At 28.9% G+C, this 16354-nt stretch carries 15 protein-coding genes; 12 read left to right on the forward strand and 3 right to left on the reverse strand.

Features of this window, described 5'->3' with window-relative positions; all coding sequences use genetic code 11:
• Window positions 1-43: 43 nt before the first annotated feature.
• The 3 genes from aspS (at window position 44) to B3630_RS01320 (ending at window position 3394) form a co-directional block, all read left to right on the forward strand.
• Window positions 44-1333 carry an aspartate--tRNA(Asn) ligase gene (gene aspS, locus B3630_RS01310; protein WP_346894818.1) on the forward strand — a complete coding sequence of 430 codons (1290 nt, stop codon included), beginning with the start codon at window positions 44-46 and terminating at the stop codon, window positions 1331-1333.
• 234 nt (window positions 1334-1567) lie between these two features.
• On the forward strand, window positions 1568-2953 hold the full coding sequence (locus B3630_RS01315) for a sulfurtransferase (RefSeq protein ID WP_346894820.1): 1386 nt from the start codon (window positions 1568-1570) through the stop codon (window positions 2951-2953).
• A gap of 27 nt (window positions 2954-2980) precedes the next feature.
• Entirely contained in the window at window positions 2981-3394 is a 414-nt protein-coding gene (locus tag B3630_RS01320; protein WP_346894822.1) for a hypothetical protein, read from the forward strand.
• A 98-nt stretch (window positions 3395-3492) separates the two neighbouring features.
• On the opposite strand, the gene tpx is transcribed toward B3630_RS01320, so the two are convergent.
• A complete protein-coding gene (tpx, locus tag B3630_RS01325) occupies window positions 3493-3978 on the reverse strand; it encodes a thiol peroxidase (protein ID WP_346894824.1) in 486 nt (161 codons plus the stop codon).
• 100 nt (window positions 3979-4078) lie between these two features.
• Window positions 4079-4630, reverse strand: a complete 552-nt coding sequence (locus B3630_RS01330) for a manganese efflux pump MntP family protein (protein WP_346894826.1) — start codon at window positions 4628-4630, stop codon at window positions 4079-4081.
• Window positions 4631-5261: 631 nt separating this feature from the next.
• Here B3630_RS01330 and B3630_RS01335 point away from each other — a divergent pair.
• From B3630_RS01335 to B3630_RS01375, 9 genes are all read left to right on the forward strand, one after another.
• Window positions 5262-7052 (forward strand): MutS-related protein, encoded by a 1791-nt coding sequence (locus B3630_RS01335; protein ID WP_346894828.1) that lies wholly within the window; start codon window positions 5262-5264, stop codon window positions 7050-7052.
• Window positions 7053-7355: 303 nt separating this feature from the next.
• Window positions 7356-8828 (forward strand): flotillin family protein, encoded by a 1473-nt coding sequence (locus B3630_RS01340; RefSeq protein WP_346894830.1) that lies wholly within the window; start codon window positions 7356-7358, stop codon window positions 8826-8828.
• A gap of 234 nt (window positions 8829-9062) precedes the next feature.
• Window positions 9063-10262 (forward strand): murein hydrolase activator EnvC family protein, encoded by a 1200-nt coding sequence (locus B3630_RS01345; RefSeq protein ID WP_346894832.1) that lies wholly within the window; start codon window positions 9063-9065, stop codon window positions 10260-10262.
• A 270-nt stretch (window positions 10263-10532) separates the two neighbouring features.
• The gene (locus tag B3630_RS01350) at window positions 10533-11396 is read left to right on the forward strand and encodes an ABC transporter ATP-binding protein (protein WP_346894834.1); all 864 of its coding nucleotides are present in this window, start codon (window positions 10533-10535) and stop codon (window positions 11394-11396) included.
• A complete protein-coding gene (locus tag B3630_RS01355; protein WP_346894836.1) occupies window positions 11397-12065 on the forward strand; it encodes an ABC-2 transporter permease in 669 nt (222 codons plus the stop codon).
• Window positions 12066-12076: 11 nt separating this feature from the next.
• On the forward strand, window positions 12077-12745 hold the full coding sequence (locus B3630_RS01360; RefSeq protein ID WP_346894838.1) for an ABC-2 transporter permease: 669 nt from the start codon (window positions 12077-12079) through the stop codon (window positions 12743-12745).
• Window positions 12746-12790: 45 nt separating this feature from the next.
• Window positions 12791-13171, forward strand: a complete 381-nt coding sequence (locus tag B3630_RS01365) for a GntR family transcriptional regulator (protein WP_346894840.1) — start codon at window positions 12791-12793, stop codon at window positions 13169-13171.
• A 13-nt stretch (window positions 13172-13184) separates the two neighbouring features.
• Window positions 13185-14033, forward strand: coding sequence for an ABC transporter ATP-binding protein (locus B3630_RS01370; RefSeq protein WP_346894842.1), 849 nt, complete (start codon window positions 13185-13187; stop codon window positions 14031-14033).
• Window positions 14034-14292: 259 nt separating this feature from the next.
• Complete coding sequence (locus B3630_RS01375) at window positions 14293-15684, forward strand: MATE family efflux transporter (protein WP_346894844.1); 1392 nt, start codon at window positions 14293-14295, stop codon at window positions 15682-15684.
• 59 nt (window positions 15685-15743) lie between these two features.
• Here the strand turns inward: B3630_RS01375 and greA are convergent, their stop codons facing one another.
• Window positions 15744-16214 carry a transcription elongation factor GreA gene (greA, locus tag B3630_RS01380; RefSeq protein ID WP_346894846.1) on the reverse strand — a complete coding sequence of 157 codons (471 nt, stop codon included), beginning with the start codon at window positions 16212-16214 and terminating at the stop codon, window positions 15744-15746.
• Window positions 16215-16354 lie beyond the last annotated feature (140 nt).

Raw genomic sequence — 16354 nt, forward strand, 5'->3', positions numbered from 1 at the left:
TATTCAGCTCCTACTCGATTGTTTAAATTTTGGAGGTATAACAATGAAAAGAGTGTTAGTAAATAATTTAATTGATTATATGAATAAGAAAGTAAAAATATCAGGATGGATTTATCGTGTTAGAAAGTTAAAGTCTATTACTTTTATAGTATTAAGAGATAGAACAGGTCTAGTGCAATGTGTAGCTGAAAATTCTATTGCTGAAAAAATGGAGTTAAAAACAGAATCTGTAGTTTCTATTGAGGGTGTAGTTAAAGAGGGAAAAAATAAATTAAATAACTTTGAGATTGAAATTGAAAGTATTGAAGTTATTAATTCTACAATAGGGGAACTTCCTATAGAAGTTAATAATAAAGACCTAAACATTAATTTAGACACTATGTTAAATAATAGAGTATTAAGTTTGAGACATGAAAAGATAAGTTCAGTATTTGGCATTCAAAATATACTAGTTCAGGGATTTAGAGAATTTTTAACTAGGGAAGGATTTACAGAAATATTCACACCCAAATTAGTATCTGAAGGAGCAGAAGGAGGAACAGAGGTATTTAAGGTTAAATATTTTGAAAGAGAAGCTTATCTAGCTCAAAGCCCTCAGTTTTATAAACAGATGATGGTAGGTGCAGGTTTTGAAAGAGTTTTTGAGATAGCTCATGTATATAGAGCAGAACAGCATAATACAAATAGGCACTTAAATGAATATATAAGTATGGACTTTGAAATGGGATTTATTGAAGATGAAAGAGAAGTTATGGACATGGAAGAAAGACTATTAAAGTATATTTTAAGTAAGGTTAAAGAAGAGGGAAATAAATACTTAGAGATACTAGAAGTTAAAATTCCAGAAATCCGAGGAGAAATACCTAGAATGAAGTTGAAGGATGCGTTGAATATATTAGAAAAAGAGTACGGCAAAGAGAACTTAGATGGAGATCTTGACCCAGAGGGTGAAAAACTTATTTATCGATATGCTAAGGAAAGGTTAAACTCAGATTTCATATTTTTAACCCATTACCTAAGGAGAAAGAGACCAATGTACACAATGCCTTGTGGAGAGTTAGAGACTTACAGCTTTGACTTATTATTTAGAGGAGTTGAAATAACTACTGGAGGACAAAGAATTCATAATTATAATGAGCTAATAAAAAATATAGAATATAAAGGTCTTAACCCAAAAAATTACAGTAGTTATACCTGTGTATTTAAACAAGGTATGCCGACCCATGGAGGACTTGCCATAGGATTAGAAAGGTTAACGGTTCAGCTATTGGGATTAGAAAATGTAAGAGAAGCATCACTAATTCCAAGAGATAGAACCAGACTAACACCCTAAGTAACATTACTAACAATGTGAGAAAATAAAATTTTATAATTTAGATAAGTGAAAAAATATCTAAAGATAATATAAATGAATTTATAGATAAACTTCTTCTATTTGAAATTTAAATAGAAGAAGTTTATCTATTACTAAATTAAAATAAAATAAAAAAATATTTACATGCCATATAAAAGGTGCTAAGCTACAAATGAAAAATTATAAAGCAATTAATATAAAGGAGGATAAAATATGAAAAAGTCTATAAAAGTAATGTTAATATCAGTAGCTTTAACACTAGCAATAGCAGCAATGACAGCATGTGGCACTAAAGATAAAGCTGAAAACAATAAAAGTTCAAGTTCAGAAATTAAAACTATATCTACTGAAGAATTAACAAAAAATATTAAAGATGATAAGTGGATAGTTGTTGATACAAGAACGAATGATGCATATAATGGTTGGAAATTAGAAGGTGTTGAAAGAGGCGGACATATCGAAGGTGCAGTAGATTTTTCAGCAGATTGGCTAAATGCAGATACAGAAAAGAAAGAAGAAAATTTAGTTAAGGATTTAAAAGCAAGAGGAATATCAGCTGATAAAAATGTTATTCTTTATGATGCAAATGGCGAAGATGCAAAAGAAGTAGCTGATTATTTATCTAAAAAAGGATTTAAAAATTTATATACATATGATGTTAAGGAATGGGCAAAAGATGAAAATAATCTTATGGTAGCCTATCCTAATTATCAAATGTTAGTTCCAGCATCATGGGTTAAAGATTTAGTAGATGGAAAGAAACCAGAAACCTATGAGGGAAAAGAATTTAAAATATTTGAAGTTTCATGGGGAGAAGAAAAAGATTCTCTAGATTATTTAAAAGGTCATATTCCAGGAGCTATACATATCAACACAGATGAATTAGAAGAAGGACCACTATGGAATCGTCTTTCAGATGATAAGCTTATAGAATTTGCTAAAGCAAATGGTGTAACTAAAGATACAACTATCGTATTATATGGTGGAGATACTTGTGCAGCTTCAAGAGCAGCAGTTATATTTAAGTATTTAGGAGTAAAAGATGTTAGATTATTAAATGGTGGAACTAACAAATGGACAAATGCTGGCTATGAGGTAGAAACTAAATCTAATCCTAAGGTCGCAGTAGAATCCTTTGGTGCAGATGCTCCATTAAATAAGGATTATATTGTTGATTATGATAAAGCACTTACAGCAGTAGATAAACCAGAAGAAAATACATTAGTAGATATTAGAAGTTGGGAAGAGTATATAGGAAAAACTTCAGGATATAGTTATATTAAACCAACAGGACGTCCTGTATGTTCGCTATGGGGTCATGGTGGTAGTGATAGCGCTAGTATGGAAGACTTCAGAAATGAAGACAATACCATGGTTAGTGGGGATCAAATTCTTAAGATGTGGAAAGAATATGGTATTACAACAGATAAAAACTTAATGTTCTTCTGTGGAACAGGTTGGAGAGCAGCTGAAGTTCTATGGTATGCTGATGTAATGGGAATTGAAAATATCTCTCTTTATGATGGTGGATGGAATGAATGGAGTGGAAACACTGGAACTAAAGCAGGTCCAGTAGCAACTGGAGAACTGCAAAAATAGATATGAAGTTAGGTAATTGATATGATTATGAAAAGTATTTTAAAGTGGTTAGGTACTATCATTCAAATTTCACTAGTTATATTCACAGCAGTGATATATACTTTATCCAATAAGAAAATGGGATTGGTTAGACACTTTACTTATCAAAATTATAAATGGGATGATATAAATTTAAGGTTATATTTCATTTGTAGCTTAAGTTTATTAATAATTGCATTTATAATTTCAACCTATGTTAAGTATAAAAAATCAGTTAAATTTAGAAAGACTATTTATTTTAAAATAAATATAATGTTTATGGCATTAAGTATTATAGCAACAATTTTTGCTATAGTATTTAGCACAGAAAAAATACTAACATACTATGTTTTTGTATTAGCAGCTATATTTATTTTAATAATAGAATTATTAAAAACTGGTTTTCTTCAAATGAAGAAATAAATTTAGCTAATAGTAATTTAAATATAAGTTTAAAGTCCAGGATGTTATCATGCATCCTGGACTTTTTAAATACATATTAATTTAATAGTTGCATATCTTTACTTCACAGCTTTAAGTGCAGCTTCATAGTTAGGTTCATCAGTGACTTCACTACAATATTCTACATAGGTAATTGTATTATCTTCATCTAATACAAAAACAGCTCTAGTAAGTAGTCCTAGTTCATTGATGTATACTCCATATCTATCACCAAATTCTCTAGTTTTATAATCGGAAAGAGTAATTACATTTTTAATTCCAGCAGCTCCACACCATCTACCTTGAGCAAAAGGTAAATCCATTGATATGGTGTATATAGTAACCGTATTAAGGTTAGAAGCTTCCTCATTAAATTTTCTAACTTCCATATCACATACACCTGTATCTATAGATGGAACAACTACGAAGATTCTTTTTCCTTTAGTATCTTGTAAAGTAACAGGCTGTAGTTTATTATTAATTAAAGTAAAGTCAGGGGCCTTATCTCCTACTCTTAGTTGAATTCCTTTTAAAGTAATTGGATTGCCTTGAAATGTAATTTCCAAGCATATCATCTCCTTTTAAATTTATATTCCATAGATATAATATGCTCAAATATACTATTTATTATAAGGTTTTATAACAATATTTAAATAGTAAACAATATTATAAAACTGCCTTTACAGCTATAATAATTAAAATAATTCCGCCTAATATTTCAGCTTTTTTACCAAGTAAATCTCCACATTTCTTTCCTATGAAGATGGCAATAAAACTACAAATAAATGTGGTTATACCGATGATACAAATAGCTGGAAGAATAGCAATATTCATAGCGCTAAAGCCAATACCTACTGCAAAAGCATCTATACTAGTAGCTATTCCTTGAAAAAATAAAAGCTTGTAGGTAAGGGGTACAACTTTATTTTCATCTTCTTCTTTAGCTGGGAATATGCCTTCTTTTAACATATTTGCCCCTATAAATCCTAATATGATTAAAACTAAAATACCAGAATATTTACTTAAAATTTCTGAGAACATTCCTCCTGCATAATAACCTAGAAAAGGCATTGTCCCTTGAAAGAAGCCGAAGAATAAAGGCATAGCTATAATTTTTGTTTTAGTAGCATCCTTGTACACCATACCATTAGTCATAGATACTGCGGCAGCATCCATACTAAGACATAATCCTATCATTATAATTTCAATAGTACTCATTAAAAAACTCCTTAATCTTATTTTATTAAACTTTAAGTTATCCTCCTCATACATAATAAAAGACCCATGTATAGCAAAGTTTAAAGTATCTCTTTTATTAGAGACATCTTAATTAAGCTATACATGAGTCTTGTTCTTTAAGGCAAGCCAGATTAAAAAATTAATCATTATGTTGACTTGTCACGCATAAAAGCATTATACGCAAACTACTCCCCCACGATACATTATTTTACTATTATATTATAAAACCATGAATAAGTAAATATAATTTACACTTTTATATAAGTTTGATATAAGTAAAAATATTGGATATAATATACATGTGATATAACATGTAGTAACAGTGAAGATCAACAGTATAATTTAAACATAAAATTAAACTGAAAAAATAATATAAAATAGCTTATCTATATATGGAGAATTTACCTATAAAACTATATAAATTTTTATATAGGAAACTATTTACCTACAAAACTATAAAACTATATAAATAGTTAACTATTTGTTCTGTTCATGCGGGTTTTGAGGATTTGCTGTTTTAATATTAGATTTAAACTTATGTTAAATATATAAGAAATTGATATAGGTAAAGTGATGATTTTAAAGTGTAAAAAAAGTAAGGAGTAATAATGTGGTTGAAGATAAATTTTTAAGCAAAATAAGTAAGTATAATGATGATATTATTAAATATAAAAAAGAATTTGATAGAATCGGATATTTAAGATTAATAGTAATGATACTAGCCTTGTATTTCACTTATAGAGGAATAAAGGGAGAAGTGACAAATAGGGCTTTATTTTTTTCTATAGTTTTTTATGGAAGTTTTATATTTTTAGTAATATATCATAGAAAAGTAAAAAGTAAATTAAAACTGGCTGAGGATATGATTGAAATTAATGATAAATACCTTCAAAGAATTTCTGGACAGTGGATAAACTTTCAAGATTTAGGAGAAGAGTTTGTAAATAAGGAGCATAGATATGCATCTGATTTAGATATTGTAGGTAGTGAATCACTATTTCAATTAATAAATATAACTAATACTTGGCATGGAAGAAAATCTTTAGCTAACTCTTTATTAGAACCTAGGTTTGATTATAATGAAATACTATTAAGACAAGAGGCTATAAAAGAGTTATTTGATGACTTGGATTTTTGTGAGGAAATGGAGTATATAGGTAGAAATAGTAGGAATAGATTAAAAACTCCTGAAAAATTAATAAAATATGTAGAAGATAAAGGTGTCCTTATAAAATCGAAATTAATTAAAAAGATTATATATTTAATGCCCTTAGTTACAATACCTATTTCTTTAATAATCCTTATATTTAAAATGAGTAATTTTAATTGGTTGATGTATTTATTTTTAATTGTGCAAACAATTATATGGACAGTATCTACTTTAAAATTAAATTTAGTTCTTGAAGTAGTTAATTATTTTAAAGGAAACCTAGAAGAGTATTTAAATATTTTAAAATTAATAGAGAATAAGGATTTTAAATCTAAAAAGTTAAAGAATATAAAAGAAAATTTATTTAAAGATAAAGATTCATCAATTAAAGCTATAAAAAAACTTTCTAATATATCAGAAAGAGTGAATATGAGAAATAATGGATTGTTATATTTAGCTTTAAACATACTATTTCTTTGGGATTATCAATGCGTATTTTCTCTTGAGGATTGGAAGGCTGAAAATAGTGATAAAATAGAAAATTGGCTTGCTAATATTGGAGTTATAGAAGAACTTATGAGTCTTGCTGTGTTAATTCATATAGATGAAAAGGTAACATTACCAACAATAAATCCTAAGGGTGCTAAAATAGAGGCACAAGACCTTGGTCATCCTTTGATAAATAGAGATGTACGGGTTAATAATGATTTAAGTATGAAGGAAAATATATTTATAATTACAGGATCAAATATGTCTGGTAAAACTACATTTTTAAGAACTATAGGTATAAATTTAGTTTTAGCTTATGTAGGTGCACCAGTATTTAGTAAGAAAATGGAGTGTAGTTTATTAGAGATATATACATCTATGAGGATAACAGATGATTTGAAAAATGGAATTTCAACTTTTTATGGAGAATTAATTAGAATAAAGGAAATTATTGAAGGTGCAAAGAATAATAAAAATATGATTTTTCTTATTGATGAAATTTTTAGAGGAACTAATTCTAAGGATAGGATTACTGGAGCTGAAGCTGTAATTAAAAATTTAAGTAAAGCTGGAGTTATAGGGGCTTTAACTACTCATGATTTAGAATTATGTAGTCTTTCAGAGCATGGTGGAATAAAAAATTATCATTTTTCTGAGTATTATAGAGAAAATAGAATATATTTTGATTACAAACTAAAGGCGGGTAAATCTAATACCACAAATGCTAAATATTTAATGAGAATTGTAGGAATTGAAATTTAATTTATATAAGTTCTTTATATTTAAAGAAAGTGGTGTAATTTTAAGTATATATTAAGTATTTTTAAGTTAATATTCTCATGGAAAGTAATATATGTGTTATTATTTTCATAAGATATATAAGGCATCTTCAAAAAATAAATAGGCCAGAATGCTCGTATATTTTGTGTTATACTGCGTCAACAGAACCCTTAGATAGTGCTACTATCTGCGGAATCCGTTTCCTTGTCTAACTCAAAATATACTTCCCATCTTTGACTTATTATTTATTTTCGGATGCCTAAAATAATTAGGGGGAAAGTGTAAATGGGAGAACTATTAGAAATTTTTACTGACAATTTGGGATGGATAATTCTAGCATTAGCCATTATTTGGATTATTTGTATTACTTGGAAGAAGGCAGCCCAAGATAAGGCTATTGTGGTTACGGGACTTAAGAGAAGGGTTATAAGTGGTAAGGGAGGATTTGTTGTTCCATTCTTCGAACAAACTAATAGATTATCACTTGAAAACATGAAGGTTGAAGTAAAGACTCATGAATCCTTAGATAGTAATGGAGTACCTATAGATACTGATGGAGTAGCTATAATAAAGGTTAAATCAGATTCTGCAAGTGTATTATTAGCTATGGAGCAATTTAATACTGGAAAAGAAAGAGAAACTATTGAAGTAATGAAGGGAACTGTACAGGATGTACTGGAAGGTAAACTAAGAGAAATAGTTTCAAAAATGAGTATTGAAGAGATATACAAAGACAGAGAAATGTTTGCAAATGAAGTTGAAAATGTTGCAAAGTCAGATCTTGAAAGAATGGGTCTTGAAATAAAGACCTTTACAATTAGAGACATAGACGACACTAAGGGATATCTTCAAGCACTTGGTGCTAGACAAATAGCAGAAGTTAAGAAAAATGCAGCTATAGCTGAGGCTGAAGCAAAGAGAGAAGAAATGCAAAAAACTGCAGAAGCAAAGAGACTTGGAATGGAAGCACAAATATTTGCAGAAGCTGAAATTGCTAGAGCTAATAAAGAGAAGGAATTAAAAGTTCAATCCTTTAAAGAAGAAGAGAAAAAGGCGCAAGCTAAGGCAGACTTTGCTTATGAAGTTGAAAAGAATATAGTTCATAAGAAAGTTGTAGAAACCTTAAAGGATGCAGAATTATTTGAAGAACAAAGACAAACTGATATAGCAGAGCAACAAGTACGTAAAAAAGAGAAAGAACTTGAATCTACAGTTAAAAAAGTAGCAGAAGCTGATAAATATAGGGCTGAGCAAGCGGCAGAAGCTGAGAGATTTATGATGATTAAGAGAGCAGAAGCAGAGGCTGAAACAATAAAAATTAAAGGTATGGCAGAAGCAGATGCTATAAGATTAGTAGGAGAGGCTAATGCAGATGCAATGAAGGCTGAGGCAGAGGCTATGAAGAAGAAGGCTGAAGCTTATAAGGAATATGGAGATGCAGCTATTATTCAAATGTTAACAGAGAAGCTTCCAGAGGTAGCAAAGAATATAGCAGAACCATTATCAAAAACTGAAAAGATGGTCATTATTGACAATGGAGGTCAAGGGGGAGCAGCTAAGGTATCAAAGAACATAGCTAATATCATGGCTGAAGTTCCAGAAGTTATCAATTCCTTAACTGGTATAGACCTTGTAGAGCTGGTAAAGGGAATAACCTTAAATAAGAAAAATGAAGCTCTAGAAGATGATGAAGAAAAAACTATCATAGAACCTGAAACTATAGAATCAGAAGTAGAAGATAGTTCTGTAATAGAATAAATATTTATGCAGTAAACAGACTCTAGGATATTAGATTAATGCCTAGAGTTTTTATTTTTCAATTTATCATTTTAAGTAAAGATAGAGCCTAATAAAAAGTTTAGAATGTTTCATATAAATATGAAATTTATACCAAAACCTCTTGTTATGTTGACAAGGGGTATGTACATTGCTAGAATTAAAAATAGATATTGGTAAAAGTATGGAGAAAAGGTGCCATTAGGGGGGAAAACCATGAATAAAAAATTAAGATTTATAGCAGCGGTAGTTGTAAGCTGTAGTTTAATGTCATCAATAGTGTTAGCGGATGACTTATCAGATGCAAAAAGTAAATCTAAAGAAATTGAAACGCAAATTGAAAGTAATAAGGCTAAGGTATCTGAGTTAGAAGAAAATAGAGATAATATATTAAGTGAAATTTCAGAATTAGACAACAATATGGACAAGTTATATAGTGAAGTAAATAATTTAGAAGCTCAAATTTCACAGTCAACTAATAAAATAGAAGAGCTAGAAGAAAGATCTAGTGAACTTAAAAAAGAATTAGAAGCCAATAAAAAAGTCATGGATAAAAGATTAAGAGTTTTATATAAAAATAATGGTACAAGCTACATAGAGATTCTACTTAGTGCTGAAGGTTTTTCAGATTTTTTTGAAAAGATAGATATAATTAATACTTTAATTTCTTTTGACAATAAGGAAATTAATAAATATAAGGCAAACCAAGAAGAGTTAGATAAAAATATAAAGGCATCCTCTGAAGAAAAGAAAACTTTAGAAAATGCAAAAGCTATTGTAGATGCAAATTTAAAAGAATTAAATGCCAAAAAAGATGAGAAGACAAAACTTATGGCAAAAGCAGAAGATGAACTAGGAACGGCAGAAAAACTTCTAGCTCAGAATGAATCGGAATCTAAAGAGATTTTAGCTAGTATAACAGCTATGGAAAAAGCTGCAAGCAGACCTTCTCGTGGAGGTTCAAGTTCGGATTCTCAATCAAATTATAAACCGTCAGATAATGGATCATCTTCAAGTCAAGTATCTACTAATGGAATGTATTCAATAACGGGAACTAGATATGCTATAACATCTCCATTTGGTTATAGAATTAGTCCGGTAGGTAGAGGAAAAGAATTTCATAAGGGGATAGATATAGGTGCTCCATATGGTGCTCCAGTATATTCTCTTAAAGCTGGAACTGTAACATATGCAGGTGAGATGAATGGATATGGTAAGGTAGTTGTAGTTAGCCATGGAGATATTAGTACATTATATGCTCATAATTCATCTTTATCAGTAAGTGTTGGACAAACCGTATCTGGTGGACAGCAACTAGCTAATGTTGGAGCTACGGGCTGGGCTACAGGACCTCACATACATTTTGAGGTTATTATAAATGGAACCAATGTAGATCCTGCATCATATTATTTTTAATATAAATTTTTAAAATATAATAAGTTTAACATATATGCAAATAAAAACACCTAAGCATTAGTGGCTTGCCAATGCTTAGGTGTTTTTACTATAAATTAAATTTAGCATTGACATAGTGTATATAAACAATATATACTGTTAGTATAAAGAAGCTATTTAGCTTAATTTTTTTAGAAGCACTGTACATACTGAATATTAACAGAATTAAACAGTAGTTATAGTAAACTTAACTTTAAATTAAAATTTATAAAAATTAATGGAGGTGTTACTTTGTCCAATAAAATAATAGAAATAAAAAATTTGACTAAAAAATATGAAGATTTTAAGTTGGATAATATTTCATTTAGTTTAGATAAAGGATATATTATGGGGTTTATAGGTGAAAATGGAGCAGGTAAAACAACTACTATAAAACTAATTATGAATTTACTAAAAAGAGATGAAGGTGAAATTAAAATCTTTGGTAAAGATAATATTGACCATGAAAGAGAGATAAAGGAGCGTATAGGCTTTGTTTATGATGAATGTTTTTATTATGAAAATCACTCTATAAAGGATAATGAAAAAATAATCTCTGGCTTTTATAAAAGCTGGAACACAAAGGTTTTTGATAATTATTTAAGGAAGTTTAACTTAAATAAAAAGCAAAAGGTGAAGGAATTGTCCAAAGGAATGAAAATGAAATTTGCCATTGCTTTAGCATTAAGTCATAATGCAGAATTTTTAATACTAGATGAACCGGCTTCAGGACTAGATCCAGTTATGAGACGTGATATTTTAGATGTATTTCAAGAGGTCATACAAGATGAAAATGTAGGTATTTTAATTTCTAGTCATATAATTTCTGATTTAGAGAAGGTATCAGATTATATAACTTATATACAAAAGGGAAAGATAGTTTTCTCTAAAGCTACTAGTGAATTAATGGAGGAGTATAAAATAATTAAAGGGGATAAAGCTTTATTAAGTAAACTTGATAAAAAAGTTATACATGGATTGAGAGAAACACTTTATGGGTTTGAAGGCATAATTAAAGATGAAAACATTGAAAAAAGCATAAGGCAGAAAATTATTAGTGAAAAACCATCTTTAGAGGAAATTATGGTAGCTATGAATAAGGGGGTAAGAAAATAAATGTGGAAAATGGCCATGAGAGATTTAAGGGGAATATTTAATCTATATAGTAATAAAAGTGGACTGATAATGATATTAGTAGTTATATTGTTTGGAATTGGGAATAAAGGAGCTGGCTTATTTAATTATTTTTTACTAATGGGGGGAGTAATTAGTATAGCCTTTACTGAAATGGAATCTAGAGATAAGATTCATATTAGTATACTTAGTAGTCCTTGTAAAAGAAGTGATTATGTATTAGGTAAGTTTATGTTTTCTATTATATGGATAACCATAGTAACAATGGTAGCAATACTACTAAATAATCTAGTTTATATGATATATCCAGTAGAGTATTTAAAATTGCCTCCATCTGTAATTAAGGGGACTGTTAGTTATATTCTTATATTTGTGGCTCTTTATTATTGTGTATATTTTTCATTAGGAATAAAGGTTGCAAGGATATTTTATTTTATTATCTTCTTTGTTATAATGGCAGGAACTTTAACTATAGGTGAGTATCTTAAAGGGGAACCAATACCTGAGTGGCTGTCTAGCATAGAAAGATTCTTAGTGATATTCCAAAGTAATACTGTAGGGAGTAATATTATATTAATTGCATTAGTCTTAGGTATTTTAGCTTTAATTGCTACTATATCAGTGGTTATTTATGAAAAGAAAGATTTTTAGGAGGAGAATTTATGGGAGCGCTTTTAAAAAAGGACTTTATAACTAGTAGATATATCTATACTATTGCTCTTTTAGTTGTAGGAATAGCATTATGTTTTGCTTCTATGTATAGCTTTGAAGCTACACTTATGATTTATTTATTTGGGACTTTCATAGTGCCTTTAATTTCAAACAAATTTACAGCCACAGATGAAATGAGAAGAAACTATGATGTAATAATTAATAGCTTTCCGGTAAGAAGAGTTGATGTAGTTATAAGTAAATTTATATATTATTTAATAGTTTATATTTTATGTTCATCCATACTTATGTTAATAGTATTTTTAGTGGGAAATTTTAGTAAAGAAAAATTAAATATAATCTATATTATTCAATCTTTATCTTTTATATATTACTGTTTAATAATTGGTATTACAAATTTTATATATTACAGATATGATTATGGCGTTGCTGCAAAATACTCCGCAATCATTATTATTGCAGTTATAAATGTGCCTATATTTATTTTGAAGTTTATTGATAAGATAAGTCCTGATATTTTCATAGGAGTCAGTAATTATTTATTAGAAAGCACAATTCATGGAGTGTATTTAGCTATAGGTATTATTCTAATAGGAATTATGATATATTTTTTATTTATAGTATTATCTATAATTGGATATAGAAAGAGAGATTTGTAGTTAGATAAAAATTTATAGAATACATTTAAACTTGGAGGAAATTTAATGAATATAATAATAAACAACTCTTCAGGAGAACCCATATATTCTCAGATAGAAAAACAAATAAAGGACGATATTCTAACAAATAAGTTATTACCTAATGAGCCGTTGCCATCCATACGAGGACTTGCTAAAGATTTGAGAATTAGTGTAATTACAACTAAGAGAGCTTATGATGAGCTAGAACGAGAAGGTTTTATATACACAGTTCCAGGGAAGGGATCCTTTGTAAATGTTCAAGATAAGGAACTTTTAAAAGAATCTATTATGAGAAATATGGAAGAGTATCTAATTAAGGCAATAGAGGAAGGTTCTAAAGCTGGAATATCAGTCGAAGAAATCATAGAAAGTTTAAGGGTGCTTGCTGAAGAATATAACCTATAGTAGGAGGAAAGTGATGGATAATATATTATATGTGGATAATTTATGTAAGAAATATAAAAACTTTAAGTTAAATAATGTTTCTTTACAGTTGCCTAAGGGATTTATTATGGGGTTAATTGGGGAAAACGGAGCAGGTAAAACTACACTAATAAAACTTATAATGAATTTAGTAAAGAAGGATAGTGGATATATAAAGGTATTTGATAAAGATAACATTAAATTTGAAAGGGAAATAAAAGATAGAATAGGTTTTGTTTATGATGAAGTATGCTATTATGATCATATGTCTTTAAAAGAAAATGGTAACATGATTTCTATGTTATATAGTAAGTGGGATAAGGATAAATTTGATTATTATTTAAATAAGTTTGAGCTTAATAAGGATAAAAAACTAAAAGAATTATCTAAAGGTATGAGAATGAAATTTTCATTATGTATAGCCCTTAGCCATGGAGCAGAGTTTATAATAATGGATGAACCTACTGTGGGATTAGACCCAGTGGTTAGATCCCAAGTTTTGGAAGAACTTCAAAGTCTAATAGAAAATGAAAATATGGGGGTATTAATATCTACTCATATAACTTCAGATCTTGAAAGAATAGCAGATTATATTACTTTTATAAAGGATGGAAGTATTATATTCTCAAAACCAAAGGATGAAATAATGGAATCCTACAAAATTATTAAGGGGGACTGCAATATACTTACAAAGGAAGTGGAGAGATACTTTGAGGGTATAAGTAAAAATAGATTTGGTTTTGAAGGGTTGACATCACAAGTTGATAAAGTTAGAGAAATATTAGGTGATAATATTGTAGTAGATAGGGCTACTATAGAGGATATAATGATTTTGAAAAAGTAGATTGAATGTATGTATGTAAATTAAATATGTAATTAACCATGGTTTATATATAATAAGTTAGTTATATATAAATCATGGTATTTTTATTATTTCAAATTTTTTTAGGAAAAATTGCAATGATAAATAATTTCAACAAAAATACATATTAAAATTATGTAGACATTCTTCGTAGTACGAAGTAAAATATTTATTGGGGTGTTGTAGAAATATTAATGAGCAGTTAATAGCATAAAATTTTATAGTGGTGGGGATTGATATTATGGAGAAAAGAATAGACTTAACAGAAGGGTCTATAAGTGGAAAGCTAGTTAAATTAGCTCTTCCTATTATGGCAACTTCATTTATCCAAATGGCATACAATCTAACAGACATGCTTTGGGTTGGAAGAATAGGAAGTACGGCAGTAGCAGCAGTAGGAACAGCAGGTTTTTTTAGTAATTTAGCTGCAGCTCTTACCATGATAGCTAAGGTAGGTGCAGAGGTAAAAGTATCTCAAAGCTTGGGACGTAAAGATGAAAAAGCTACAAGAAATTATATTGTTAGTGCCCTACAAATTAATATAGTTTTATCCTTAATCATGGGAATAATAATACTATTATTTAGAAGTAAGTTTTTAGCCTTTTTTCAGTTAGAAAATATGAAAGTTATATCTATGGCAGAAACTTATCTAGCTACAATAGCTATGGGGATGGTTATAACAAATTTAATACCAGTACTAACAGCAATATTTAATGGAGCGGGTAACAGTAAGACACCCTTTATTATTAACACTGTTGGTTTAGTAGTTAATATAGTATTTGACCCAATTTTAATTTTTGGTATGGGACCTATTCCAAAAATGGGAGTTTTAGGAGCAGCCTTAGCAACCATAGGGTCACAAAGTATAGTTGTAACTTGTTTCTTAATATCTATTTTAAAGAGTAAAGAAAAATATTTGAAATTTACCATATTAAAGAAACCTGATTTTAGAGCTATAAAAACTATATGTAAATTAGGAATTCCGTCAGGAGCTCAAACTGGACTATTTACTATATTTTCTATTTTAATAGCAAGGGTAATAGCTGGATCTGGCGAAGTTGCTATAGCAGTACAAAAAGTAGGAGTTCAAATTGAAGCAATAACTTGGATGACTGCAGGTGGATTTTCAACAGCCCTTAGTTCTTTTGTAGGACAAAATTATGGAGCTAAAAAACATGATAGAATTAAGGAAGGCTATAAAGTTACTATTTTAATAGCAGGTGTAGTTGGAATTTTAGCAACTCTAGTATTAATAATAGGTGGAAAAGGAATTTTTTCAGTATTCATAAAAGAAGAAGAAGCTATAAGATTAGGTACAGATTATTTAAGAATCCTAGGGTATTCTCAATTGTTTATGTGTATTGAAATTACAACAGTAGGAATGTTTAATGGTTTAGGAAGAACGTATATACCTGCAGCTGTAAGCATTATATTGACAGGACTTAGAGTTCCAGCATCTATGATATTATCATCACCAAACCTTTTAGGCATAGATGGAGTTTGGTGGAGCATTAGTATGAGTAGTGTACTTAAAGGAATAACTATTGTGATGATTTTATATTACATGACTAAGAAGAAGAATTTATTACTCGATAATACATCAGAAGAAAATGTATCTGTAGAAGTGATTTAATACAAAGTAGAAGGCTGTGTCAAAATGAGATTTAGATTATTTTGACATAGCCACTTTTATTATTTTATCATTTGGATCTTTTCTATGATTACATTATAAGAGCCGTCTGGAGATGTAACTGCTACTTTATCACCTAAATTTTTTTTGTATAACGCTTTTCCTAAAGGACACTCTATGCTAACTTTATTATTAAGAGGATCTGATTCAACGGTGGTTACCATGGTGAAATCTTCTTCCTCATCATCATCTAGAAATCTTAGGGTTATAATTTTTCCAAGGCCAACCTGATTTTCTGATGTGTAATCATTTATTATTTTTGCCGTTTTAATCATTTTTTCTAGATATGCCATACGTCTATTATTGTCAGCTCTATTCTTTTTAGCTGCTTTATACTCAAAATTTTCACTTAAGTCTCCGTGAGCTCTAGCTTCTTTTAATTCTTCATTTATCTGAAATCTAACTACATTTTTTCTATGTTCAAGTTCATCTTTTAGAATTTGAAGTGATTTTTCAGTGAGATAGTTATACATAATTTAAAACCTGCCTTCTAAACTAAATTATATTTATATAATACTATTATACAGTTAAAGATATCAATATAATATATTCTTTTAAATAATATGACTTAGTTAAACGCTCTATTGAAAATTACAGTGATAGAACATATAAA

The sequence above is a fragment of the Clostridium sp. UBA7503 genome (assembly GCF_002477055.1).
Lineage (GTDB): Bacteria > Bacillota > Clostridia > Clostridiales > Clostridiaceae > Clostridium_J > Clostridium_J sulfidigenes.

Coding starts and splice junctions, on each gene's coding strand:
- aspS (WP_346894818.1), top strand. CDS start 44: ATGAAAAGAGTGTTAGTAAATAATTTAATTGATTATATGAATAAGAAA.
- B3630_RS01355 (WP_346894836.1), top strand. CDS start 11,397: ATGTGGAAAATGGCCATGAGAGATTTAAGGGGAATATTTAATCTATAT.
- B3630_RS01365 (WP_346894840.1), top strand. CDS start 12,791: ATGAATATAATAATAAACAACTCTTCAGGAGAACCCATATATTCTCAG.
- B3630_RS01375 (WP_346894844.1), top strand. CDS start 14,293: ATGGAGAAAAGAATAGACTTAACAGAAGGGTCTATAAGTGGAAAGCTA.
- B3630_RS01370 (WP_346894842.1), top strand. CDS start 13,185: ATGGATAATATATTATATGTGGATAATTTATGTAAGAAATATAAAAAC.
- B3630_RS01330 (WP_346894826.1), bottom strand. CDS start 4,630: ATGAGTACTATTGAAATTATAATGATAGGATTATGTCTTAGTATGGAT.
- B3630_RS01360 (WP_346894838.1), top strand. CDS start 12,077: ATGGGAGCGCTTTTAAAAAAGGACTTTATAACTAGTAGATATATCTAT.
- B3630_RS01320 (WP_346894822.1), top strand. CDS start 2,981: ATGAAAAGTATTTTAAAGTGGTTAGGTACTATCATTCAAATTTCACTA.
- B3630_RS01345 (WP_346894832.1), top strand. CDS start 9,063: ATGAATAAAAAATTAAGATTTATAGCAGCGGTAGTTGTAAGCTGTAGT.
- B3630_RS01315 (WP_346894820.1), top strand. CDS start 1,568: ATGAAAAAGTCTATAAAAGTAATGTTAATATCAGTAGCTTTAACACTA.
- B3630_RS01340 (WP_346894830.1), top strand. CDS start 7,356: ATGGGAGAACTATTAGAAATTTTTACTGACAATTTGGGATGGATAATT.
- greA (WP_346894846.1), bottom strand. CDS start 16,214: ATGTATAACTATCTCACTGAAAAATCACTTCAAATTCTAAAAGATGAA.